This window comes from Ruthenibacterium lactatiformans (assembly GCF_000949455.1).
GTDB classification, from domain to species: domain Bacteria; phylum Bacillota; class Clostridia; order Oscillospirales; family Ruminococcaceae; genus Ruthenibacterium; species Ruthenibacterium lactatiformans.
In genome coordinates this window covers 14,727-37,745 of the sequence record NZ_JXXK01000035.1, presented here as the reverse complement: position 1 = coordinate 37,745, position 23,019 = coordinate 14,727, and the positions used below count along the sequence as shown (strand labels likewise).

Annotated in this window: 24 protein-coding genes, 1 tRNA gene and 1 pseudogene; 6 read left to right on the top strand and 20 right to left on the bottom strand. The window is 53.1% G+C overall.

The genetic code is table 11. The features are described 5' to 3' along the window. On the bottom strand, positions 1 to 271 hold a 271-nt coding region (locus TQ39_RS21480; RefSeq protein WP_207641411.1), incomplete at its 3' end, for a hypothetical protein. 11 nt (positions 272 to 282) lie between these two features. On the opposite strand from TQ39_RS21480, the gene TQ39_RS16955 reads away from it, so the two are divergent. From TQ39_RS16955 to TQ39_RS16940, 4 genes are all read left to right on the top strand, one after another. After that, complete coding sequence (locus tag TQ39_RS16955; protein WP_050006405.1) at positions 283 to 1,455, top strand: GDSL-type esterase/lipase family protein; 1,173 nt, start codon at positions 283 to 285, stop codon at positions 1,453 to 1,455. A 128-nt stretch (positions 1,456 to 1,583) separates the two neighbouring features. Continuing rightward, positions 1,584 to 2,882 carry a hypothetical protein gene (locus tag TQ39_RS16950; protein ID WP_050006404.1) on the top strand — a complete coding sequence of 433 codons (1,299 nt, stop codon included), beginning with the start codon at positions 1,584 to 1,586 and terminating at the stop codon, positions 2,880 to 2,882. Then, entirely contained in the window at positions 2,860 to 3,525 is a 666-nt protein-coding gene (locus tag TQ39_RS16945) for a DUF6320 domain-containing protein (protein ID WP_050006403.1), read from the top strand. Before TQ39_RS16950 ends, TQ39_RS16945 begins: the two co-directional genes overlap by 23 nt. Before the next feature lie 233 nt (positions 3,526 to 3,758). Further along, a tRNA-Leu gene (locus TQ39_RS16940) sits at positions 3,759 to 3,844 on the top strand. A gap of 178 nt (positions 3,845 to 4,022) precedes the next feature. Here the strand turns inward: TQ39_RS16940 and TQ39_RS16935 are convergent. From TQ39_RS16935 to TQ39_RS16925, 3 genes are all read right to left on the bottom strand, one after another. Next, positions 4,023 to 5,333 carry a site-specific integrase gene (locus tag TQ39_RS16935; RefSeq protein WP_009322673.1) on the bottom strand — a complete coding sequence of 437 codons (1,311 nt, stop codon included), beginning with the start codon at positions 5,331 to 5,333 and terminating at the stop codon, positions 4,023 to 4,025. A 101-nt stretch (positions 5,334 to 5,434) separates the two neighbouring features. Then, the gene (locus tag TQ39_RS16930) at positions 5,435 to 5,641 is read right to left on the bottom strand and encodes a helix-turn-helix domain-containing protein (RefSeq protein ID WP_009322672.1); all 207 of its coding nucleotides are present in this window, start codon (positions 5,639 to 5,641) and stop codon (positions 5,435 to 5,437) included. A 442-nt stretch (positions 5,642 to 6,083) separates the two neighbouring features. Continuing rightward, positions 6,084 to 6,431, bottom strand: a complete 348-nt coding sequence (locus TQ39_RS16925) for an HTH domain-containing protein (RefSeq protein WP_040909652.1) — start codon at positions 6,429 to 6,431, stop codon at positions 6,084 to 6,086. Between the two features lie 258 nt (positions 6,432 to 6,689). On the opposite strand from TQ39_RS16925, the pseudogene TQ39_RS21750 reads away from it, so the two are divergent. Further along, positions 6,690 to 6,829: pseudogene (locus TQ39_RS21750) on the top strand (IS256 family transposase); the annotation flags it as partial. 723 nt (positions 6,830 to 7,552) lie between these two features. Here TQ39_RS21750 and TQ39_RS16920 read toward each other — a convergent pair. The 14 genes from TQ39_RS16920 to allB form a co-directional block, all read right to left on the bottom strand. Further along, a complete protein-coding gene (locus TQ39_RS16920; RefSeq protein WP_050006402.1) occupies positions 7,553 to 8,329 on the bottom strand; it encodes an FCD domain-containing protein in 777 nt (258 codons plus the stop codon). A gap of 95 nt (positions 8,330 to 8,424) precedes the next feature. Further along, positions 8,425 to 9,360 (bottom strand): DMT family transporter, encoded by a 936-nt coding sequence (locus TQ39_RS16915; RefSeq protein WP_242853531.1) that lies wholly within the window; start codon positions 9,358 to 9,360, stop codon positions 8,425 to 8,427. Beyond that, positions 9,309 to 10,145 (bottom strand): amidohydrolase family protein, encoded by an 837-nt coding sequence (locus tag TQ39_RS21870; protein ID WP_276325263.1) that lies wholly within the window; start codon positions 10,143 to 10,145, stop codon positions 9,309 to 9,311. The genes TQ39_RS16915 and TQ39_RS21870 overlap by 52 nt, the downstream gene beginning before the upstream one ends. Further along, entirely contained in the window at positions 10,142 to 10,735 is a 594-nt protein-coding gene (locus TQ39_RS21865; RefSeq protein WP_276325262.1) for an amidohydrolase family protein, read from the bottom strand. Before TQ39_RS21865 ends, TQ39_RS21870 begins: the two co-directional genes overlap by 4 nt. Positions 10,736 to 10,751: 16 nt before the next feature. Further along, positions 10,752 to 11,513: an SDR family NAD(P)-dependent oxidoreductase gene (locus TQ39_RS16905; protein ID WP_069955771.1), complete on the bottom strand. Its 762-nt coding sequence runs from the start codon at positions 11,511 to 11,513 to the stop codon at positions 10,752 to 10,754. A 16-nt stretch (positions 11,514 to 11,529) separates the two neighbouring features. Continuing rightward, entirely contained in the window at positions 11,530 to 12,252 is a 723-nt protein-coding gene (locus TQ39_RS16900) for an ABC transporter ATP-binding protein (protein WP_009322666.1), read from the bottom strand. Beyond that, a complete protein-coding gene (locus TQ39_RS16895) occupies positions 12,245 to 13,024 on the bottom strand; it encodes an ABC transporter ATP-binding protein (protein ID WP_009322665.1) in 780 nt (259 codons plus the stop codon). Before TQ39_RS16895 ends, TQ39_RS16900 begins: the two co-directional genes overlap by 8 nt. Before the next feature lies 1 nt (position 13,025). After that, the gene (locus TQ39_RS16890; RefSeq protein WP_009322664.1) at positions 13,026 to 13,907 is read right to left on the bottom strand and encodes a branched-chain amino acid ABC transporter permease; all 882 of its coding nucleotides are present in this window, start codon (positions 13,905 to 13,907) and stop codon (positions 13,026 to 13,028) included. A 22-nt stretch (positions 13,908 to 13,929) separates the two neighbouring features. Next, positions 13,930 to 14,808, bottom strand: coding sequence for a branched-chain amino acid ABC transporter permease (locus tag TQ39_RS16885; RefSeq protein WP_009322663.1), 879 nt, complete (start codon positions 14,806 to 14,808; stop codon positions 13,930 to 13,932). 170 nt (positions 14,809 to 14,978) lie between these two features. Continuing rightward, a complete protein-coding gene (locus TQ39_RS16880; protein ID WP_009322662.1) occupies positions 14,979 to 16,199 on the bottom strand; it encodes an ABC transporter substrate-binding protein in 1,221 nt (406 codons plus the stop codon). Positions 16,200 to 16,226: 27 nt separating this feature from the next. After that, positions 16,227 to 16,499 (bottom strand): amidohydrolase family protein, encoded by a 273-nt coding sequence (locus tag TQ39_RS21910; RefSeq protein ID WP_009322661.1) that lies wholly within the window; start codon positions 16,497 to 16,499, stop codon positions 16,227 to 16,229. Continuing rightward, positions 16,484 to 17,605 (bottom strand): amidohydrolase family protein, encoded by a 1,122-nt coding sequence (locus tag TQ39_RS16870; RefSeq protein ID WP_050006400.1) that lies wholly within the window; start codon positions 17,603 to 17,605, stop codon positions 16,484 to 16,486. The genes TQ39_RS21910 and TQ39_RS16870 overlap by 16 nt, the downstream gene beginning before the upstream one ends. Further along, positions 17,602 to 18,342 carry an aldo/keto reductase gene (locus TQ39_RS16865; RefSeq protein ID WP_198283641.1) on the bottom strand — a complete coding sequence of 247 codons (741 nt, stop codon included), beginning with the start codon at positions 18,340 to 18,342 and terminating at the stop codon, positions 17,602 to 17,604. Before TQ39_RS16865 ends, TQ39_RS16870 begins: the two co-directional genes overlap by 4 nt. 50 nt (positions 18,343 to 18,392) lie before the next feature. Beyond that, positions 18,393 to 19,760, bottom strand: coding sequence for an allantoinase AllB (gene allB / locus TQ39_RS16860; RefSeq protein WP_050006399.1), 1,368 nt, complete (start codon positions 19,758 to 19,760; stop codon positions 18,393 to 18,395). A 357-nt stretch (positions 19,761 to 20,117) separates the two neighbouring features. Here allB and TQ39_RS16855 point away from each other — a divergent pair, with 357 nt between their 5' ends. Further along, positions 20,118 to 21,278: a sialidase family protein gene (locus TQ39_RS16855; RefSeq protein ID WP_050006398.1), complete on the top strand. Its 1,161-nt coding sequence runs from the start codon at positions 20,118 to 20,120 to the stop codon at positions 21,276 to 21,278. Positions 21,279 to 21,287: 9 nt separating this feature from the next. Here the strand turns inward: TQ39_RS16855 and TQ39_RS16850 are convergent, their stop codons facing one another. Beyond that, the gene (locus TQ39_RS16850) at positions 21,288 to 22,226 is read right to left on the bottom strand and encodes a M23 family metallopeptidase (protein ID WP_242853530.1); all 939 of its coding nucleotides are present in this window, start codon (positions 22,224 to 22,226) and stop codon (positions 21,288 to 21,290) included. Further along, positions 22,150 to 23,019: a hypothetical protein gene (locus TQ39_RS16845; RefSeq protein ID WP_050006397.1), complete on the bottom strand. Its 870-nt coding sequence runs from the start codon at positions 23,017 to 23,019 to the stop codon at positions 22,150 to 22,152. Before TQ39_RS16845 ends, TQ39_RS16850 begins: the two co-directional genes overlap by 77 nt.

The following is a 23,019-nucleotide window of genomic DNA, read 5'->3' as shown; positions in this document are numbered from 1 at the left end:
TGGACTTGAGAACATTGAACCATGCAAAACCGCAGCACATGCGGTTTTGTCGGGGCCGCTTCGCGGCGTCATGGTATAATAACCTCAAGCCCGCCGCTTGCGCGGCCGCGCGCTCTTCGTGCGCTGATGCGCTTTCGCGCACAGGGCTTGAGAACATTGAACCATGCAAAACCGCAGCACGTGCGGTTTTGTCGAGGCCGCTTCGCGGCGCCATGGTATACTGGAGACAAGCCCCGCGCAACACCGCCCGGGGCATTTCATACAATAACAAGGAGGCCGCCTATGCCGCGCCGTGTATGCACCTTTGCCGTCGCGCACACCGATATTTCCGCGCAGCCCTTTAACAACGCCGCGCGCACCGTGCGCATCTTCGCCCCCAACAATCTTTCCGGCAGCGCCGTCTATGTAAAATTCAGCAATTATTATTCCGACGGTCCCGTGTGGGTGGGCAACGCCACCATCGGCCTGGCGGACGCAAAGGGCCGCCTTGTGCCCGATACCGTGCGCCCGCTCACCGTGCACGGCGACACCAGCTTTGCGCTGGTGCCCCAGCGGGACGTTTTTTCCGACAGGGTCGCGCTGCCCGTGCAGCCGGGCTGCACCATCGCCGTCAGCCTTTATTATCCCGGCGGCGAAAAGGTCACCTCCGGCAATTTTGTGGGCATCTTTGCCAACCGCTCCGTCAAGGGCGACCACTGCGACGCCCCCGCGCTGCCCAAGGCCCGCCTCTGGACAGACCTTTCCAAAAGCGTGCTGCCCTGGGACATCTCCAGCGCCACCACCACGCTCTCCGAGGTGATCGTGGAGCAGGACGACGCCCTGCCCGCTCCCCGCGTCGTGGCTATGTTCGGGGATTCCATCATGCAGCAGGGCGCGTGGGTAACGCCCTTCACGGCGCGCCTGTACGAGCATTTCCGCGGCGAGGTGAGCGTGTGCAACCTCGGCATCGGCGGCAACCGCCTGCTCTACGGCGCAACCCCCGCCTCCCGGGGCATGTACGGCCACGCGGGCATCGAGCGCTACCGCTACGACCTGCTTCCCATCGAGGGCCTCACCCACGCGGTGTTCGCTCTCGGCACCAACGATCTGGGGCACCCCGGCACCGGCGGCGCGCCGGAGGAGGAGCTTATTACCGTGGACCAGTACGCCGCCGCCGCCCGCACCATCGCGGACGCGCTGCACAAGCAGGGCGTAAAGGTATACGCGGGGCTCATCCTGCCCCGGGAGGTGAACCACCTGTTCCCGCCCGAGCGGGAGGCGCTGCGCCGCGCCATCAACCGCTGGATCGCTGAAGAAGGCCCCTTCGACGCGGTGCTGGACCTCGGCGCTCCCATCGCGGACACCGACGACGGCGTGGGTATGAAAAAGGAATTTGCCCTGCCCGACGGCCTGCACCCCAATCTCGCGGGCGGGCGGGCCATCGCCGAGGCCATCGACCTTTCACTTTTCGCCTGATTTTCCCCGCGTCCCCTCCCATGCGGCCCGGGCCGCCCCCTTCCCCGCTTCCTGCGGCCCGCAGGCCGCCCTGCCCCAAAGCGGCCCGCCCGTTCCCATCCTCTCTGTTAAAGGAGCCGATCTTTTCCATGAAAAAACGCGCTGCACCCACGCGGTGGCACAAGCTGGACAACACCGCGAATATCTTTCCCGTGGTGGCGAGCCGGCGCTATTCCAACGTATTCCGCCTGACAGCCGTGATGCGCGAGGCTGTGGACCCTGCGCTGCTCCAGCAGGCGCTGGAGCAAACGCTCCCCTATTTTGCCGCGTTCAACGTCCGCCTGCGGCACGGCCTGTTCTGGAACTATCTGGAAACCAACCGCGCCACACCCCAGGTCCTGCCCGAGCAGGACGCCCCCTGCCGCTATATCGACCCCGTGGAGACAGGCCGCTTTCTGTTCCGTGTGCTGTATTACGGCAGCCGCGTGCATCTGGAGACCTTCCACGTGCTCACGGACGGCACGGGCGCGATGCAGTTTTTGAAGGCCGTCTGCTACCGCTACTGCCAGCTTGCCCACCCGGACGCGTTCACGCCCGAGCAGCTTGCCACCCCCTACGGCACCGAGACCGCGGGCGAGGTGCAGGACGGATACCTCAAGCATTACGTTCCGGCCAAAAGCAAAACGTTCCGCGAGCCGGGCGCGTATCATCTGCGGGGCGAGCACCGCATCGCGGGCGGGCTGGGCGTGGCCACGGCGCTGATGCCCGTGGACGCGCTGAAGGCCGAGTGCCGCCGCTTCGGCGCCACCGTGGGCGAATACCTCACAGCCGCCATCGCCTACGGCGTGTACGAAGAATACACGGCCTGCAACGGCGCAAAAAGGCCCGTCAGCATCTTTGTCCCGGTGAATCTGCGGCCTATCTTCGGCACCGAGACGTCCCTGAATTTCTTTTCCAACCTGACGATCATCCTGCCGCTGGCGCGCCGCGCCGTCCCCTTTGAGGACGTGATGGAGGCCGTGAAGCGCCAGTTTGCCGAAAAGCTGACGCGGGAGGAATTTGAACAGAAGCTGGCCTTTACGGCGGGCAGCGAAAAGAACCTCATCACGCGCATCATTCCCCTGCCGCTGAAAAACGGCATCCTCCGCATCGTGTACGAGCATTCCAACAATGGCAGCACGCTGGTGTTCTCGAATCTGGGGCCGGTGCGTGTGGAAGAGCCGTTCCGCCGGTATTTCGAGGGCTTCCGCTTTCTGCTCTCCACCACGCCCAGGGAGCCGGTGAAGGCCACGGCCTGCGCCTGCGGCAACACGCTGGCGCTCACCTTCACCACCGAGGTGGAGGACAACCGCCTTGCGCGCAGCGTGGTGCGCAGGCTTGCAAAGGCGGGCGTGCCCGTCACGCTGGAGACAGGAGGCGATACGGATGAAACATTGCAGGGCGTGTGATGTGGACGTTGCCACGCCGGCGGTGCTGTGCCCGCTTTGCGGCACGCCCCTGGCCGGGCTGGCGGACGCGGACTGCGCGGCGGTATATCCGCCGGCGGGCAGCCGGAAGGAATACAATTTTGTCAAGCGCCTGCTGTTGCTGCTCTCCGTCGTCGGCGCGGCGGTGTGCATCGTGGTAAATCTGCTTGTGATGCCGTCGTTCTGGTGGTGGACCATCGTGGTGACGGCTTTGGTATACGCCTGGGCCGTGGTGCCCCACGCCATGCGCCGCGGCGGCAACGCGGCGGGCAAGGTGCTCATGCAGGTGGTGGCGGGCAGCGCGCTGGCCGTGCTTGTGGACTTTGAAACAGGCTACCGGGGCTGGGGCGTTTCGTTCGTGGTGCCCGCGTTCATCTGCGCGGGCATCGTGGCGGTGGTGGTGCTGGTGATGTGCAACCGCACCAACTGGGCGGGGTATGTGCTGTATCAGGCGGTGCTGGCGGTGTTTGGGCTGGCAATGCCCGTGCTGTACTTCACCGGGCTGGCGCACAGCCTGCTGGGCGCCGTGGTGCCCAGCATCCTGGCGGTGGCCACATTGGCAGGCATGGCCGTGTTCGGCGACCGGACGATCAAAAACGAATTCCGCCGGCGGCTGCATTTTTAACAATGGGAAGCTTGCTGCGGCAGCCCCCGCCGTGAATCTCTTTGCGCAGCCGAAACCGGCAGCCCCCGCCGTGAATCTCTTTGCACAGCCGAAACCGGCAGCGCACCGCGGCGGCAAAGACCGGCCCGGCGCCGGGCCGAAAAAAGGCCGGAGATCGTTTTTTTAGCGTTTTGCGGGCAAAAAACGCTTGATTTTACAAAAGCGGCATAGTATAATATAAAAGCTATCCGTACGCCGGTGTGTCGGAATGGCAGACGATGCGGACTCAAAATCCGTTGGTGGCAACACCGTGTGGGTTCAAGTCCCACCACCGGCACCAGCCTCTAAAACCGCTTGTTTCCTTGTTTTTCGGGGAACAGGCGGTTTTTCTTTTGCGTGTTCAAAAAACGGGCCTTGCTTTTCGTCTGCTGTTTTTCGTCTGTCATTTTGCCAAATGGCCAAAACCTTCGCCAATCATTTTCAAATACAAAAAATTATTTTCTTATAAAACAATTTTTTCATGCGGTTTGAATTGGTTTTTCTCTCATCTTTTCTGGAAGCTCCAAAGGCAGGCAGTCATTGGCGATCCACGCGGTTTCATCCTTATGCTTCACATTTAGATGCGCATAAATCGTTTCCGTTGTAACGGGCGTGCTGTGCCCCAGCCATTCCTGTATTTTCTTCATATCCTGTCCCCTTTCATACAGCATGCTTGCACAACTATGCCGAAGGCCATGAAAAGTAATCTTTTTCAGGCCACGTTTCTTCACAAGCTGTGAAAATTTGCATGTAACGTAGTCAGGTCTTAACAGGTGCCCGGTCTCATCAAGACAAATGTAATCCTGATCGCCCATATAATAGCAATTGCCCATCCGTTCACGCTGCTGCTCCTGCTGCTGAAGCTCCCAATCCAGAAATGCTTCCACCTGCGGGATAAGGGGGTACGTTCGGAAGCTTTTTTTATTTTTGGTGCGATCCTTGCGAATGATTTTGTGTTCCCCCTGTACACTCACCTCAATGACCGTGTGGCATACTGTTATGGTTTTCTTTTTCCGGTCGATGACAGCTTTGCGAATCCCCAATGCCTCGCTGCGGCGCATCCCATAAAAAGCGGCGAACATGACCGGCACCCGGATGGGAGAATGCATCAGGTCGTTCACCAGCTCCCGCAGCTCATCTGTGTCTGCATATGGAGCAACATAATTGTCCACCTTTGGTGCAACAACGTAGTCCGCAACATTGTACTGCAGGATACGCAGCACCACCACTGCATCTTGCAATGCCTTATGTATTACCGCATGATAATGCCGAATGGTGTTGCCCTTGATTGGCTTTCCTCTGTATGTCCGCGTCTTGCAATACTTGTAAAACAGCGTCAGTTCTACCGCCGAAAGTTCCTCCAGCGTTGCATTGTGTTCTCTAAAATATGGGAGCAATGGATTGTGAACGGTTCGCCAATACCCTGCAAATGTATCCTCTTCCACATCTGCTTGAATGATTTCAAGCCATCGTAAGAGGTAATCCGTAAAATACATATCCTTGCGAATCGGAATCGACTTCAGCGACATAGCACCATCCGTGCCCTTGGATCGCTTTTTTGCGTCAATCATCGCAAGCGTCAATTTGCCGCTGGTAAAGTCCTCTCTCCACTCCTTCAGCATTCGTTTGGCATCACGCTCCGTTTGTCGTTTTCCATCATAGGGAATTCCTGTTGGGAACCATTTCGGCAGCTTTCGGTTTCCCTTTTCAGGGTTCGGTAGACTTAAAACCATATAATAGTAGCCGTGCTTGTGGTCCAAATGGCCTGCTATAATTTTTTGTTTAGCCATAATATCCTCCTTCTTCCTTGCAGACCGCTTTCGGTTGACGGCCTTAATTTATCACTCAGAAGCCGTAATAACAAGTGTGCCGATTTGCTCGGAAAACGAAATCACATATTTGACAGCCCCATAAAATAATTCACCAAGTGTACTTTTGGTATTCTGTACTCACGTCCGACACGAAAGTAGAAAATCCCTTTCCCCTGTAACCAGCGAGCCGCCGTTTTTTTCGTTCTAACATCCAAAATAGAACGTACATCCTCCAACGAAAGAATATCCGGGTAATTCTCCAAACGCTTTATATTTTTCGATTTCATTTTTATGCCTCCTTCACTTATAGCACGGGCTGAATATATAGGCATCAAATATACAAAAAAACACAGCGGCAATCTCTCGTCATCACTTGCTCTCATAGGAGATCTTCACGAGAATTGCCGCCGTGTCTGTTTCATCAAAATGCGCCTATTTGACACCACTTCCCGACGCAAGGGCAATATTTGACTGTGCCACTGGTTAAGAGGCCTCCACAGGGTTCTCACCCTCCCCACCTTCTGTGAGGCCGCCCAATGCTGTGACGCGTTCAAGGCGGGAGTATCATTATGCTTGCCCATTTTCATCGCGCATAGCCCACCACAGGCCATGTAAAAGATTTCCGATTCATTCAGAATATCATTTCCGCTTGCTGGCACCTTTGTGTTGCAGCAGGACAAACGTATGTAGCCAAACTATTGGATATTTGATTTTCAAAGAACATTTGCCTCAGCAGCCGGGGTCAGCTTCTGATGCCTCTTTCAGAGTGAAATCACGAAGGATGCTTTCCATAATGTTACGATCTTTACCCGACAATGTTTTTGATAACCGCTTCAATAAATGCCGTTGTTCTAAATTTAAGTATTTTCGATCCAGTCGGTATCCGTCTGCAATTTTCACACCGCCCTTGTATTTACCGCGTATTGTCACAATCGGGTAATTACGGGTCAGTTCATCAATGTCATAGCAAATCGTTCGGAGCGAAACATGAAATTCATTCGCAAGGTTTTTCATCGTGTCCTGTTTTCTTTGACAAAGCACTTCAAGAATCGCCCTGCGACGTTCATTCGCTCCCACTATGGAATCACCTTCCCTCCTTCCCTCTGTCCGTATCATAAGGGTTAAATATGCAAGTCCATTGCACAATTAAAAAGAATTCACAAAAAATTAATATAATATAAATAAAAGAATGAGCTTACACTTAAAGCAAGCTCATTCCAAGTCAAGTATTCTGTTGTAAAGAATGGAAGCCAATGGGAACGTTGATAGGCAACAACTTTGCCGCCCAGTTACTGCCTCTGGCAACCAGCATCGGCGCATTGGTCAGCCCCCAGGTTTCTAAGTGAACAAGCGCTTCTTAAGACACTGTATCTGGCTACATTTGAAGTAACCAAAAACGGACACTGCCGATTCGTAGCTTTGGAAAGGTCTATGGTGAGCTTTCTCTCATGTTGGAAGGTCGGCTTCCAGAGTAAATAGCACACCAATTCTGTACCATATGGTGATAATGCGTCTAACCCCCTTCAAAAAATGGCAGACGCAGCTCCGGAGGCAGAACAATACTGCACAGATGGATATTTTGGTTATCTGGATGTCATCTTTCCAGGTAAGCATACCTTCAATATCCACAACCAAAACGATACCTTCATGGTGGAGAATGTCAATGCGAACCTACGCTATTATATCCCCACACTAGCACGGCGCAGCAGATGTTTTCCCGGAAAGCGGGAAATCTTCCAGCTGTCCTTACCGTTCTTGTCCTCCCCTACAACCGTTTTGGACTTCAAAGTTGCTCAATAGTGAAAAACTGTACTCACTTTAAACAGATGAGTGCAGTTTTCATTTGTATGTAAACTATGAACATTAAGATTTAATTTTCGAATAAAAACGGAGCAAGGTAAAGGCTTAAATGTCTTTCTTGCCTTATTTTTTGTACTGACATAGAAAAGTTTATGCGAAACAGCCCAGCAAAGAATTCAATCGACGGTGAGTTCTCACGGCAATATCTCATCTCTGGTGCTGGCCACAGTCTCAAAACATAGCTTTTATGTTATTAACAATCTGTATAAGGAGATCAAGCCTCCAGGCTTTGCTCTTTTCCCCTTTGGCGAGCATGCAAGATTGTCAAAGATGCCCAAATTACAAAAAAACTAACAGCGATTGAGCAATGTTCGACTGCTTCGAACGTGCACACATAATTATTTATATCCATGCTCGCACGCCTGTTCCTCCACTGCTTTGCACAGCTCATCTATATGAGCATACATGAATTGCGCGGCCTTCTCCCCGTCATGGTCGCAGATGGCCTGCGCAATCTGCTCGTGCTCTTTCACATATACTCTGCCTCGCTCCCGTGTGACAAGCGTCTCCATGACAGCCTCTATTTTTTTCTCCTCATAGATCAGCATGTTCAAAATGGGGCAAATAAACTTGTTGTGGCTGATGTCGGCCACGACCGCATGAAACTCCAGAGCGGGCTCCGTGGGATCCCGGTTCTGCTCCACAGTATCGCGGTGGTCTTCCACAGAACGTATAAGTACCGCGATATCCTCCGCCCTGGCGTTGATGGCTGCCTGCCGTGCCGCCTCTGTCTCCAACGCACGCCGTACATATAAAAGCTCGATCAACTCGCCATATTCCGTTACCTTCATGGCCTTGCTCAGCTTTTCCTGCATGCGCGTGCGCTCTAGACGTTCTTCAAGCTCCTCCAGATGAGCCTGCCCGATTGGCGTGAGCACACGGCCTTGATTGCTCTTTTGGACGGTATACTCGCGATAGTCCAGCTCCTTAAGATACCGCCCAATGGTGGCTGTACTGCAGTCAATACCAAAGCTCAACAGATCCTCACGCAGCACCCACGAACCTGCCGGTTCATCCTTGTCCGCGATAAAGCGCAACAAGAGATAGGAGATCATTTTTGTGCGCGATGAAAACAGGCCTGTACGCATTAAACTTTTTTCACTGTTAAATACCATTTTGATACTCATTTCTTGTAAAAGATTATCAGAATATTTCCATATTATGGTTAAATTATAACGCTATTTTTGCTGTTTTGCAATTCTCATTGACGTTATGCACTTTCTTTGCCATTCTTTTTCGGACGTCCGTTCCAGCACCAAGCCGCAACGCCTCCCAGCACTACAGCCGCCCCCACCAGGGCCCAAGGGCCTGGCACCTCGCCCACCAGCAGCGCCACCAGCAAAGGATTCAGCACTGGATCCAGCATCAAGAGGATAGATGTCTCCACCGGCGGCGTGCAGGGAGCGGCCTTTGCAAAAAGAATCATGGGAATCCCTGTGGATATCACGCCCAGAAATACCACAGCTACCAAAGATACCGCCGTGACAACCGGCGGCTCTGTTATGACCGCCGCGGCCCCAATGCCAACAGAGAGCAAACACGAGACCATACCATATTCTATCACATCTGCGCCAGAGTATCGGGCATACAGTGTATTGACCGCCATCAATATCCCGCTGCACAGTGCAAGCAAATTGCCCACCAGATGTCCGGGCGACAGCTCGTCCAGGAAGAAAAGCGCGATTCCTCCCATAAGCACGGCCGTGAGCAAGATATCTCTGCGTTGCGCCCTCCGGCGTAGCACAAGCCACGACAGAAGCACCACAAACATGGGGTTTGTATATTGCAGCACGATAGCATTAGCTGCTGTCGTGAGCTTATTGGCGGCCACAAAGCATGTGGTACATGCATAGCTGCAGACTGCACCCAGCAAGACGGGGCGAGAAAAGCGCATCTTAAAGCTTCCCCGGGCTATACCAAGGCAAAAAAATGCGAACATTTTTTCTGCTGCACTGATGACAAGCGGGTTCCAATCCACAAACTTGAACGCCGCGCCCATGGTGCTGTATCCCACAGCTGTGAGAATCAGATACAGCCGTGCGCGCGCCGCTCCCACCACAGCCTGGCGCTCGCTGTATTCCAGCTCCGTCCCGCTCAATAATATCCCTCCCGCGTCCAGCCGGCCAGCGGCATATCCTTCTCCCAACCCGTGGCCTCCAGACGCTGGCAGAGCAACTGTGCGCAGCGATTTGCACGCTTGATCTCTGCGTCCTCGTCTATTGTACGCATGCGGCCGTTCTCTACCACAAACGCCCCGTCAATCAACACTGTGTCCACCTCGCTGCCGCTGGCCGAATAGACAAGGTTCGGCACGATATTGCGCACCGGCCACGCCAGCACAGGGCTCATGGCAGGTGTGTCCAGAGCCACGAGTACAACGTCCGCCTTTTTGCCCGCCCGTAATGAGCCCACGCTTTCCTCCATACCCATACACTGTGCTGCCTCGATAGTAGCCATACGCAGCACCTTCCATGCGGGAAAACTAGTGGGATCTGTATTTTTCACCTTATGCAAAATGGATGTGAATTTCATCTCATTAAACAGATTGTTGCAGTTGTTGCCGGGAGCTTGGTCTGTCCCAAGGCCTACACGGCCGGCGAGCGCCATATAATCCTGTGCAGGCGGTATCTCTCCATTGATGATACCGATGCTGCCTGTACACAACGCCATGCTGACACCACGCTCAGCTAGAAGCGCCCGTTCCGCCGCGGTTGTCTCGGTGATATGCGCCGTATGCAGGCGGCGATCCAGATACCCCAATTCGTCCAGCAGTTCTACCGGCCGTTTTCCATACCGCTGCATCACCTGCCGGGTCTCCCGGGGACTCTGGGCAACGTGCATATGAATGCCGAGATTCATCTTTTCCGCGTAGCTCCGGATCTCTTTCAGCAGCGGCACCGAGCACATCTCGCTGGCCTGCGGTCCCATCATGCAGGTAATGCGCCCATTGTATGTTTGATGGTATTTCTCCACAAGGCGCACCGCATCGGAGAATTTTTGTTTTCCCGTGCCGTGTCAAACTCCCGAAGCGCCGTATCCTCCACACCATAGGTCACGGTCGGCAAGCCGTTGATCATCTCGGCCGCTACCACGCGCGTACCTGCCGCGATATGATTTTTAATCAGCTCAAGCATGGGGAAGTCATAATCGCAGAAGGTTGTGGTGCCTTTTTTTACAGCTTCGATGATATTCAGCATAGAACCGGCAACCAGATCCTCTGTTTCAGCCAAACTGAGAAGCGGAAGGACACCACTGTACATCCATTTTGCGATATCCTGGCTGCCTCCTCGCACGATTGCATTAGACGTATGAATATGACAGTCGATCAGCCCTGGAAGCACGGCATGATCATGCGCATCTACATAACGATGGGCGGAATACTGTTTCAGTATCTCCGGTGCCGGCCCCACTGCAACAATGCTGTCTCCCCTAATGGCAACGGCACCGTTCGGGATCATCCCTGAACCGGGGCCTTCCATCGTCAGCACATATCCTCCATGGATAATAACGTCAAGTGTCATATTTTCTCCCTCTTGTTTATTGAAGCGTAAAACCTCCATCCAGCAGGATATATTGTCCTGTCATGAATGCGGAATCCTCTCCTGCCAGAAATAGAACAGTCGGCGCAATGTCCTCCGGTACAGCGATGCGCCCCAGCGGATAGCTCGCGGCCAAAGCCGCCACATTTTTCTCGTATGCCTCTCCGCTGCCCATGTCGGCTCGAAACATAGGGGTATCCGTACCTGCCGGACATACAGCGTTTACGCGGACACCATATTCAGCAAATTCCAGCGCAAGGCCACGTGTGAGCTGTAAAAGCCCTCCTTTGGAGCAAAGATAGGCGATGCATCCTTTGGTCGCCACAAAACCTAGCTCCGAAATAGTGTTGACAATGGTTCCCCTGCTTTTCCGCAGCAGCGGCAGCGCATACTTTGCACACAGAAATGCACCACGCAGGTTTACCTCCAGCACTGTATCCCAGTCAGCAACACACATTTCCTCCGCTCTGCCCCTGATGGATACACCTGCGTTGTTACACAGCGTATCAAGACCTCCAAAGGTCACCTCGACAAATTCCATCAGCTTGCATATCTCTTCTTCCTTGCGTACATCGCATGGAAAAAAACGCACCCGTTCACCATATTCTTCCCGCAGCAGGCTCTCTGCCCTTTCACCACGTATCCGTCCCGAAGCAGCCATCACCACATTTGCTCCTTCTGCAAGGAAGGCCCGCGCAGCAGCAAACCCTATGCCGCTTGTGCCGCCTGTTACGAGAATAGTTCTATTTTGAAAGCGCATATGGCACCCTCTCCTCTCACTTGATTCCCAGATAAGTCGTCTGCACGGTAGGATCCTCCATAAGGTCCCGGGCATTGCCTTGCATGGCAATGTGTCCCACACTCAGCACATAACCCCGGTGGGCAACCTCCAATGCAATAAAGGCATTCTGTTCTACCAGCAGAATCGTCGTTCCCAGGTCACGGTTGATCTGTTGGATCTTTTCAAACATCTCGTCTATAACGATAGGCGCCAGCCCGAGGCTGGGTTCATCCAGCATCATAAGCTTTGGCCGCGCCATCATGGCACGCCCTACCGCCAGCATTTGCTGTTCACCGCCGGACAATGTTCCTCCCATCTGATTCTGCCGCTCTTTTAAGCGCGGAAACAAGTCGAACACCTCGGTGTACAAGTCGTTCACGATACCGTTTCTCTTCTCGAGGAAAGCGCCGGCCCTCAGATTTTCTTTCACCGTGAGATTGACAAATATCCGCCTGCCCTCGGGCACCAGAACAATGCCGCGCTCCACACTTTGATGTGCACGCGTGGGAGCCGGTGCTCCTTCAAAAATTATGGCACCGTTTTTCTTGTCCTTATCTCCTGCGATCGTGTTGAGCAGCGTAGATTTTCCCGCCCCGTTGGCGCCAATGATGGACACGATCTCGCCCTGCTCCACCACCATATTGATCCGGTGCAGTGCATGTATGCCTCCGTAGTACACATCGAGATCTTTGATATCGAGCAGAATCTTATTAGGCATGGAACTTGTTCCTCCTTTCGCCGATATACGCCTTGATCACCGCAGAGTCATTTTGGATTTCTTCCGGGGTACCATGGGCCAGCATAGCGCCAAGGTTGAGCACTGTGATGTCCCGGCACAGTTCCATCACGACTTCCAGATGATGCTCGATAAGGATGATGGCCAGACCCGTCTGTTTATGAAGCGCCCGCAGGAAATTGATCAGATCCCGCGTTTCATCGTTGTTCATCCCCGCAGCCGGTTCATCCAAAAACAATATTTTCGGCTGTGTTGCGATGGCTCGCGCAATCTCAAGTCTCCGCTGGATGCCGTATGGCAGCTCGCCCGCATAGGAATCTTTGTATTGCAAAATGCCCACTTGCTCCAGGTATCGGAGTGCGTGTTCATGGGTTTCTCTATCCAAACGACGCTTGCGCGGTGTATTGAGAACCGCCTCAAGCATATTGTATTGCGCAATGCGGTTTATGCCGATCTCCACATTTTCATATACTTTCATTTTGGGAAAAAGGCGGATATTCTGGAAAGTCCGGCTGATCCCGCACAACGCGATTTTATCCGGCCGCATCCCCTTGATGCTCTTTCCATCAAACACTATGGTTCCCGCACTGGCATGTACCACACCCGTAATGGCATTGAACAGGGTCGTCTTGCCTGCCCCGTTTGGGCCGATCAGACCCACAAAATCGCCTGTGTCCACCTGGAGGCTCACATCGTTCAGCGCTTTCAAGCCACCGAATTGAACGGAAAGGTTCTCCACCTGCAACAAAGCCATTTTACCGTTCCCCCTTTTTGGCGCCAGCCTTTTTTTCTTTGTATTTTTTGATTAAGGGATACAGTGAAAGTTCCCTGTTGCCCAGCAAACCCTCGGGTCTGAACAGCATGACCACTACCATCAGCAGGCCATAGATCACCAAGCGCCATCTGGCAACAGCGCGCAGAACTTCTGGTATCGCCGTCAGTATCGCGCTCGCGATCACAGGGCCAGAAATAGAGCCCATGCCCCCAAATACCACCGCAGACAGCATATTATTGGACACCTCAGCACTAAATGTGTTAGGGGTCATATATGTGTAATAGAATGCCGTCATCCCGCCGGACACACCGCATAGGAATGCGCTGATCATCAAAGATTTCATCTTCTCCTTCGTCACATTCACACCGATCAGCTCTGCAGCCACCTCCTGTTCACGGATTGAAAGCGCAAGACGGCCATGTTGTGAGTGCACATACTGATAAGTAAAAAATATCACAACGGCGGCAAACAAGAGCGCATTACCCAGAGTGATCTTCTTCGGGATGCCCGACAGCCCCAGAGCACCGTTGAAATATGGGTAAATATTGCTGAACAACAGGCGGATCGCCTCCGCAAACCCCATCATCGCAATTGCAAAATAGTCACCCTTCAACTTGCCGCGGAGAGTGGGATACCCCACGATGACGCTGCTGAGCGCTGCAACCAAACCGCCCAGAACCATTGCCAGGATGAACGGCACACCAAAATCTTTGCAAAGAACGGCGGAAAAATATGCCCCGATGCTCACAAAGCCCGCATGCCCCAGCGAAAACAAACCGGTGTATCCTGTTAAAATAATCACACCGCATACTGCAACAATGTTGATGCTTATTAAAATTAGTATTCCTTGTAAATAGCCCACATTTGCTCCTCCTTTCCTTCTATCACAGCTTATCCTGTGCATTTTTTCCAAGAAGGCCGTTCGGCATGAACAGCAGCACCACGATGAGCGCACTATATGAGAACAGATCTCGGAACGTAGTGGAAACATACGAGGATACAAGCGTTTCCAAAAGCCCCAGCAGGACTCCTCCGATCACAGCGCCCGGCAGGCTCCCTAACCCGCCGATCACAGCAGCGATGAAGGCTTTGTTCGACACAGAACCCATCGCTGGATACACTGTATATTTCATCCCGTAAAAAACTCCCGCCAGACCAGCCGTGATACCCGAAATGGCAAACACGAGCAGCGAGATCATGTTGACATTCAGCCCCATCAGCCCCGCTGTGCGAGTATCATAGGCGCTGGCCCGAATTCCGAGCCCCAAACGGGTTTTATACAAAAACAGCCATAGACACACCAGCATCAAGCACGATGCAACGGCCGCGAGCACGTCGGAACGCGGCACCGTAATGTGCCCCAGGGTCATCGTTTCCTTTGCCCAATCGGACGGAAACGCTTTTACGCCGCCGCCGATGAGCTGTATCGCCAGATTCTGCAAAAAAATATTGACTCCCATTGCCGTAATCATCAGATAGAGACGAGAAGCCTTTTTAGCACGCATGGTACGGTAAGCAACCAGCTCAACCAGCACAGAGGCCACCGCAGTAACAGCCATAGCCAACACCACCGCAGCGAACAACGGAAAATTCACCAATGAAATTGAAAAAAAGGCCGCGTAGGTACCGATCATCATCAGCGCACCAAAGGCAAAGTTCGTAAAATCAAAAATGCTGTAGATCAGTGCATAGCCAACAGCCAAAAGCGCGTATACACTCCCGATCGAAAGGCCCGTAACCAGCTGTTGCAGGAACATCGCCATCGTAATCCCTCCAATATCATCTGTCTTTTTCTTACCAGCTGCCGTCGACAATACCGGTCTATCAAAAAACAGAAAGAGCTTATGCTGAAACACAGAGCGGGGAGGCGAGACCTCGGCCTATCCGTACTCGCCTCCCCACCATTATCCAGAAGCTGCGCAATGTATCGATTTTATTCGAGTGAATATTTCGTGATTGTCTTGAACTCACTGTTCGAGACTTGAACGATACTGAACTCTGATCCTTTCGGATTGTGTGTGGCAGGATCCATCGTCCACCTGCCGCCCGTGGATACTTCCAATTCCTTCGTGTTTTCCAGAGCATCGCGCATAGCTTCACCGTCTGTGGAACCTGCTGTGAGGATAGCGTTTTCAATGAACTGAAGCGCATTCAGTGCATACAAGGCATAAATATGAAGTTCCATATTCAAGTCGCCGTGCTTCTCGTTATATGCGTCGATAATCGGTTCGAACTGCGGATCCGACATGTCGGCTCCGATAATCAGCGTAGCGCCCTCCAGCTCTGCACCCGCCACACCCATCAGTTCGGGAATATACCATCCGTCCGTTCCCATAATCTTAATGGAATCGGCATAGCCCAGCTCGCTCAACTGTTTTGCTGCATTCCCCACTTCTTTATAGGCAGCCGCCGGCATGAAAATATACTCAGGCTCTGCCGCCGCCAGTTTTGTCAGCTGCGCACGAAATTCAATTTCCTCTACTGGATAGCTCTCTTCGGCGACGATCTCGCCGCCCAACTCTGTAAACGCTTTGGTGAATGCGTCAGCCATGCCCACACAGTAGGCATTGGTTGTCTCTACGAGTGTCGCCACCTTGCGTACGCCCATCTCCTTATAAGCATATGCAGCCAGCACGGAAGCGCTGTCAGAATCCACTGGGCAGGCACGGAACACATATGGCTTCACACTGCCGTCCTCATTCACCGTTACCAGAGAGTTTGATCCATAGGGGAGCAGCGGCACCTTTGCCTCCGCCACGATATCGCCCAGAGGGATGGCGAACGGACTCCCGTCCGGTCCAATGATCGCAACGACTTTGTCCTGATTGATAAGCCGGTTGGTAGCGTTGATGGATTCCGAAAAATCCTTTGAAATATCGTATGCTACCAGTTCTACAGGACGCCCCAGCCAGCCGCCATTCGCATTTACATCATCGATATAATCCTGTAAAATCGCTTCGGCCACTTGGCCCATGTAAGCGTCTGCCCCGGATGACCATCCCTCGAACCCGATCCGAATGGGCTCACCGCTCGGCGCCGCACCGCTTGCTGTGGCTTGGCTGCCGCCTGCGGTGGATGTAGTGCCGTTACATCCGGTCAGGCACAGGGAAAACATGAGCACCAATACCAGAAAAATGCTGATTGCTCGCTTCATTTTCTTTTCACCTTCCATTTCTTAATTTTAGAGCACACCCGTGGTCCGAGCCTGCTTCCAAACCAAATCCATTGCCGCTTCGGCGTCCTTTACCAGCTTTTCAGGGTCTGCCCCCAGCACTCTGCCGTTCCGTTTGCGAATCTCTCCCTGTATAATTACATCGGATACATCTTCCGCACGCAGATTGTACACCAGTTCTTTAACAGGCATTGCCAGAGGATGAAATTTAGGACTGTGCAGATCAATCAAAATAATGTCCGCTTTGCAGCCCACTTCCAGTTCCCCTATGGGCATCTGCATCGCACGCCCCCCCCCACAGTCACTGCGTAAAAAGCATCTTGAGCGCGAATTTGATACCGCTTTCCACTCTCCAGCTTCCCATTGACTACCGCCGCAAAAATATGCTGTGTCATATCTACAGAACATCGACCCGATCCGACAATCGTTGGCACATCATCGATCAAAAAGTCGATAAATGGCGATGTCTGTGCATCCAGCATGCTTTGCAACGGACAGATCACAGCCTGGGTATCTGTATGTTTCAGGATAACGCGATCCGCGTGGCTGGTATATTGATTTCCTCCTGCCAGTGTATACCGATGCAGCACATGATTTTTATGCAAAAATTCTGTAGGCAGAAGGCCCCAACGTGTCTGACAAACTTCACGTTCATGCAGTGTCTCATTCAACGGCACCATTAAACCGCATTCCAGACGCGCGGCTTTTTCAGCCGCTTTACGCAGCAGGCTCTCCTTCACGGTATCGGCAGAACCTAAACCTATGATAGCCCGCACTCGCTCGTTGTGCATATACTGTTCCACCAGCCGGACGTTCTCCGCAATGATACCATCCTCATCAACTGGTTCCAGTCCATCGTCAAATATGCCCCAGGCATCTGCCGTGGGGAAGGTATAACGATCCATGAGCATAGGTGCCGCCACAGTACGTATACCCGCTTTTTCGCATTGCGCAAGAAATATCGGAAGCTCCCGCAGTGAGCAGTGTTCAAACAGCGTCGTTGTTCCGCTGTCTATGGCTTCGTATAACGCCAGCGCCAAAAGGCCTTCCAACTGTTCATCGTCCAGTATCTCCAGTGCGATGTTCAAAAAGGGATTTACCCTTGTATACAGCGGCGTATTGCCGTACAAATCAAACTTGAGGTCTTCTGCAATAGCCTTGGTCATTTTTGACGCAAGGCATCGGCTCCTCCCATTCACAAAACCGGGTACCGCCAACTTTCCCTCTGCGTCTATCGTTTCACAATCCGCCTCGATGTTTCGATCCATCGTCCGGATAGTCCCGTCCTCAACCAGCAAATCGATGTTCTCCAAAATTTTTATGGCATTGTATCCATCGTTGAAGAAAGTGACCAAACTGCAGTCTTTAATCAGCAACTGATGACTCATACGCTTTCTTCCTCCAGGCGGTCATAGTATTCATTCACGATATGCAGATCCTGCCTGAGTTCACGCAGATTTGCATATCCAATATTGTAAACATCGATACAATTGTGGTGATCCAGAACCCATTCCAGCGCCGCACGGATATCATACACAAGATCGCCCCTGCCCAGTGTTTTAATCACATAGGTCCCCTTTCCGCGCAGATTGTGCGCCTTATGCAGGGCGCGCACCATTCCATCCAGATTTCCATTCATAATGCGGGATCCGTCCCGGTTAAAGGTGACACATAACACCTCGATCCCCTCAACATCGCTGGCATCCCAAGCCACCTGTGGGCAGTGCGTGGAAAGGCCAATCTGCCGAATGAGGCCTTGGTCCTTCATGCGCCTCAGTTCTGCCAGCGCCGGCATTTTTGCCGCCAGTTGTCCGTCCTCCACACCGTGCAGAAGGCAAAAGTCGAGGTAGGGAGTATCCAGATCGTGCAGAATACGCATCACGCTCTCACGCGCTTCCTTCTGTGTATTGGCATACGTCTTGCTGGTGACCACAACCTTTTCCCGTTCCAACAGCTTTATTCCTGCCGCCACTGTGGGCTGGCTTCCATAACAATTGTCCGTATCCCAGAAAAAAACATTGTTCTGCACAGCGGCATCCCGCAAAATCTGTCCGCCAAACGCCGGGAAATATTGATTAAGATGCTCTGTTCCAAACGCGACCTGTGAGACTCTGATCCCTCCCATAGTGACCTCACGGGCTCGTAATGGCTGTTGCTGCATTTCTTCCACCTCCGTCACTTTTGCTTTGCTACAAACCGCCCATACCCTCTTGCGGCCTTGATCGTACCATGGTCATAGATCAGTTCACCCCGCACCCATGTCTGTTCCACCTTTCCTTTAAGGTGTGACCCATGATAGATATTGTGGCTACTCTTTGTCTTGGAAAGACTTTTTGTTCCATCGAACACCCATTCAGCATCCAGATCCACCACAGCGATATCCGCATCTGTTCCCGGCAGGAGTGACCCTTTCCGGGGAGCGAGCCCCATCACCCGCGCTGGATTTCCCGATGTTAGGGCCGCCAGTCGTTCCAGCGGCAAGCCGCGCTTATGGACTCCCTCGGTGAGCATCCCCGCCAGCATTGCATCATATCCGCCAAAACCGGAATATTCTTTGAAAAAATTGCCATGCTTCACCTTTTCTTCGTCAGCATAGGGCCCGTGGTCGGAGCCAAGCGTGTCAATGGTGCCATCGAACACATACTCCCACAGTGCATCCACATTTTCTCTGCTTCGCATCGGCGGGTTACACTTTGCATAAGGGCCTTTTTCTCGCAGTATTGTTTTGTCGAACAGAAGATAGTGCGGGCATGTCTCCACCGTTACGTCCACTCCATCACTTTTCGCCTTTTTGAGGAACGCAGCCCCTTGCGTGATGGTCATATGGCAAATATACAGCCGTGCACCTGTGACCCGGGCCAGCAGGACCGCCCGCTGGATCGCCTCCAGCTCCGCCCACCAGGGGCGCGCTTCGTCGTGCAGGGTCGGGTCTGCTCCAAGGCGGGCTGCCATCTCCCGGCTTCCAAAATCAGCGATCTCCGCATTCTCCGCGTGTACACCGATCAGCCCACCAAACGCTGCGGCATTTCGCATACCGCGCACCAGATATCCGTCTGTGATCTGCGGATAATCCGGGTTTGCAAAGCTCATGAAGCCCTTATATGCCACACATCCCAGTGCATCCAACTCGGCCAGCGAATCCACACAACCTGGTGTCAACCCGCCCCAAAAAGCAAAATCCACACATGAAGCCTGTTCGGCTACGTTTCGTTTCAAAACAAATCCCTCATGATCCACCACAGGCGGCACGCTCAGCGGCATATCCACAATTGTGGTGATGCCACCCGAAGCAGCGCACTGCGAGCCGCATACCCAATCCTCTCGATAATTGAGCGGCGATGGGTCCCACATATGTACATGAGGATCAACAAGGCCGGGAAACAGAATTTTGCCTGTTACATCTATTTCTTCATAACCTGGAAGTTTCACCCCGGGTTGCAGGATGCCTTCAATCACGCCTGCCCGCGTTGCAAGAGAGGCCTCCAACACTCTGTCTGGCAACACCAGCTTTGCGCCCGTAAACAGTTTTTTTTCAAAAAGCATTTTGCGTTCCACTCCTTTTCGTCTAACAGCTCATCACAAATGAGCAGTCTTGACAATCAAATTTTAATAGTTTATCTCTTGAAAGTCAATGTCTCTCTCATTTTTCTGCTATTGTACTAAAGCTTTGACAAGTTTTTTGTTCAACTATCCGATAATATTTATACATATTTTTATTAAATCTTAATTTTATTATTGGCCAAATTGTGCGTTTTTTAACGACCTCAACAGAAAAAGCAGAAGCCTTCTCTTCAATGCTTGACGCCAGAAAAAGTTTATGCTACGCTTTAACTACTCATTTGTGATTAGCCGCATTTGAGAAATATTATGTATTTCATATTATTACAGGAGGTAACAACAATGAGAAATGACCCCGCCCTTGCTCCCGCCCATATCTTTATCCAACCGAATGAAGAACGTTTCAAAGACACCTATCGACGCTGGCAAGGAATTCCCTCCATCGAAGTGACCAGCCACGGTCGCATCTTCGTCAACTTCTATTCCGGTCAGGATGCAGAGGTCGGCGGCAATATTATGATCCTTTGTATCAGCGATGATCAAGGTAAGACGTTCCGTTCCTGCGCTGCTGTCGTGGAGCACCCTGACCCTTCATGTCGCATCTATGACCCCAACCTTTGGATAGACCCTTTGGGCAGGCTTTGGATGACTTATGCCCAAGCGCGCGGCTTCAATGATGGACGCAGCGGTGTTTGGGCTGCAATCTGTGAACAGCCCGATGCCGATGTCCCACAGTGGTCTGCTCCTCGGCGTATCGCCAATGGGATCATGATGAATAAACCGCTCGTCACCAGCAGAAACGAATGGCTGTTTCCCTGTGCTATCTGGCGAGATGACAGCGGTAGTGCTCCCACCGAACGCCACGGGCTGGAGAACGAACAGTTCTCTAACGTATATGCCTCCATCGACGAAGGGCGCACCATCACTCTGCGGGGGCATGCAGATGTTCCTGCCCGCAGCTTTGACGAGCATATGTTGGTAGAAAAACGCGACGGTACACTGTGGATGCTAGTGCGTACATTCGATGGCATTGGAGAAAGTTTCTCTTCTGACGGCGGCCGCACATGGTCCCCCGGTCAGAAAAGCCATATCGACGGCCCCTGTTCCCGCTTTTTTATCCGTCGCCTGTCCTCGGGACGCCTTCTTATGATCAATCACTACAAATTCAGCCATCGCATCGATCTGGATGATATCATGCGCCAGGGCAACGTAAAACGTTGGAAAGGCCGCAGCCATCTGACAGCCATGCTCAGCGAGGATGACGGTGCAACCTGGCCCTACACACTACTACTGGATGAACGAGATGAAGTCTCTTATCCCGATGCAAAAGAAGCCGACGACGGATACATCTATGTGACTTATGACCATCAGCGCGTTACAAAGCGAGAAATCCTTATGGCTCGTTTTACAGAACAGGATATTCTTGCCGGACGCCTTCAGAGTTCACGTAGTACCCTTCGTATTCTCGTAAATAAAGCGCTAGGGCAACCCGATATCCATTGAATCCTTTTTCTATAGCTTAAATAGATCCATCGCGTTTTGTCTCTGTCCATCCTCCCAAACCTCAAAATGTAGATGGTTGCCCGTACTGTTCCCCGTACTGCCCACATAGCCGATGACCTCTCCCTGCCGCACCTGCTGTCCGGGTGTGACACAGATGCTGGAACAGTGGGCGTACAGCGTGTCAAACGTTCCATCATGCTGTATCTTTACGTAATATCCATAGCTTCCGCCCCACGGGTCGGTCGCGTTTGCAACTGTCACCGTGCCTCCCGCTGCCGCAAGAACCGGCGTACCATACGGCGCGGCAATATCCGTCCCGCTGTGGTAGGATATTTCGCCCGTAAACGGGTCGGTGCGGTATCCAAACTGTGAGGCGATGGTAAAGCTCTGCGGCAGCGGCCATGCAAAAATGCCCGTGCCTACCCAATCGGCGTCGCTGCCGATCATACCGCCGCCATGGGTAAAGCCGCCCAGCAACGACGCCCACATAACGCTGTATTCCTCATGCCGCAGCAGCGCCAGATGCTCGTTCTGCTGTTCGGTAAAGCCATAGGCCGCGGCCATCTGCTCCGGCGTTGTGTGGTGCAGATAGATCGTCAGCGTCGTTTCTTCTATCTCCTGCATCTCGACCACCTCATTTCCGTCCTCATCCTCTGTAACCACCTCCACCTCTTTTTTCACCGTAACGCTTCTGTACGTGATCTGGTTCATATCCCACATCACACCGCGCAAAATCTCTTTTTTCTGTTCATCCATGGTCACAACGTCCATGCCGTTCACACCATCTGTTGTGACTTTGACGGCGTAGACAGAGAGCACATCCTCCCACCGGATGGCGGAAACACCGTCCGATGCTTCGATCTCCAAAACATCATGGGGGTTCGCCTGTTCGATCTGTCCGATGCGGGCGTAGTATTCTTCGTTCAGCTCCGCCGTCGCCTGCCGCATGAGCATCCCGTCCTGTGTCGTTTCGTTGGAAAAAAAGCACGCCGAAGGGAGAAGCCAGAAAGGCCCCCACCATACCCACGATGAGAACCAGCACCAAAACAGGCGACGCCGCGGCAAGCGCTGCGCCCAACCAGGACAACACGGCGGACGCCATCCGCGCCGCCGTCTGCCCGACCTGTGCCAGCAGCCTGCCCGCACTCCGGGCCGCCTGTACGGTTGCCTGTACAGTCTGTCGTGCAAATTGGCGCGCCGCCTGTTTTTGCGAAACGCCCTTGGGTGCTCCGGCAATTCCATACCCTCTCTTAAAAAATGCAGAAGAACGGTGCGCACCATCGCGCACCGTTCTTTTTTGCCGTATACTTTTTAATCTCATTGTGTCGGGCCGACATGAATCCACCTCCCGCGCCCGGTTCAAAATTTTCCGATTTCGGGAAATTTTCTCTGTTTTCTGTCCCACACCATCGGTATGCGCGGCCCGTGATGCAGAGCGATAACGGCCTACTGCCTGTGCATCCGACCATTGGTCCTTTTCCCGTTCTGCCCGCAGAGGCACAGCCTGCCTGAATACCGCCCGGCCTGCGTCCGCAGCCGTCTCCCCGCCCCGCATCGCCGCACGCTCCACCTGTTCCTCTGCCGCACGCTCCGGCGCTTTCTCCTGGGTTTCACGCTGCCGGGAAGCCTGCTTTTCCATCAGACCCGCCCGCAGCATACGCTTTGCCGCACGCGGCAAAGCATCACTCTTTTCCTTTACGCGCGCTCCTTCCGCGCTTTTCTTTGTTTTCAGTTCTTTCAT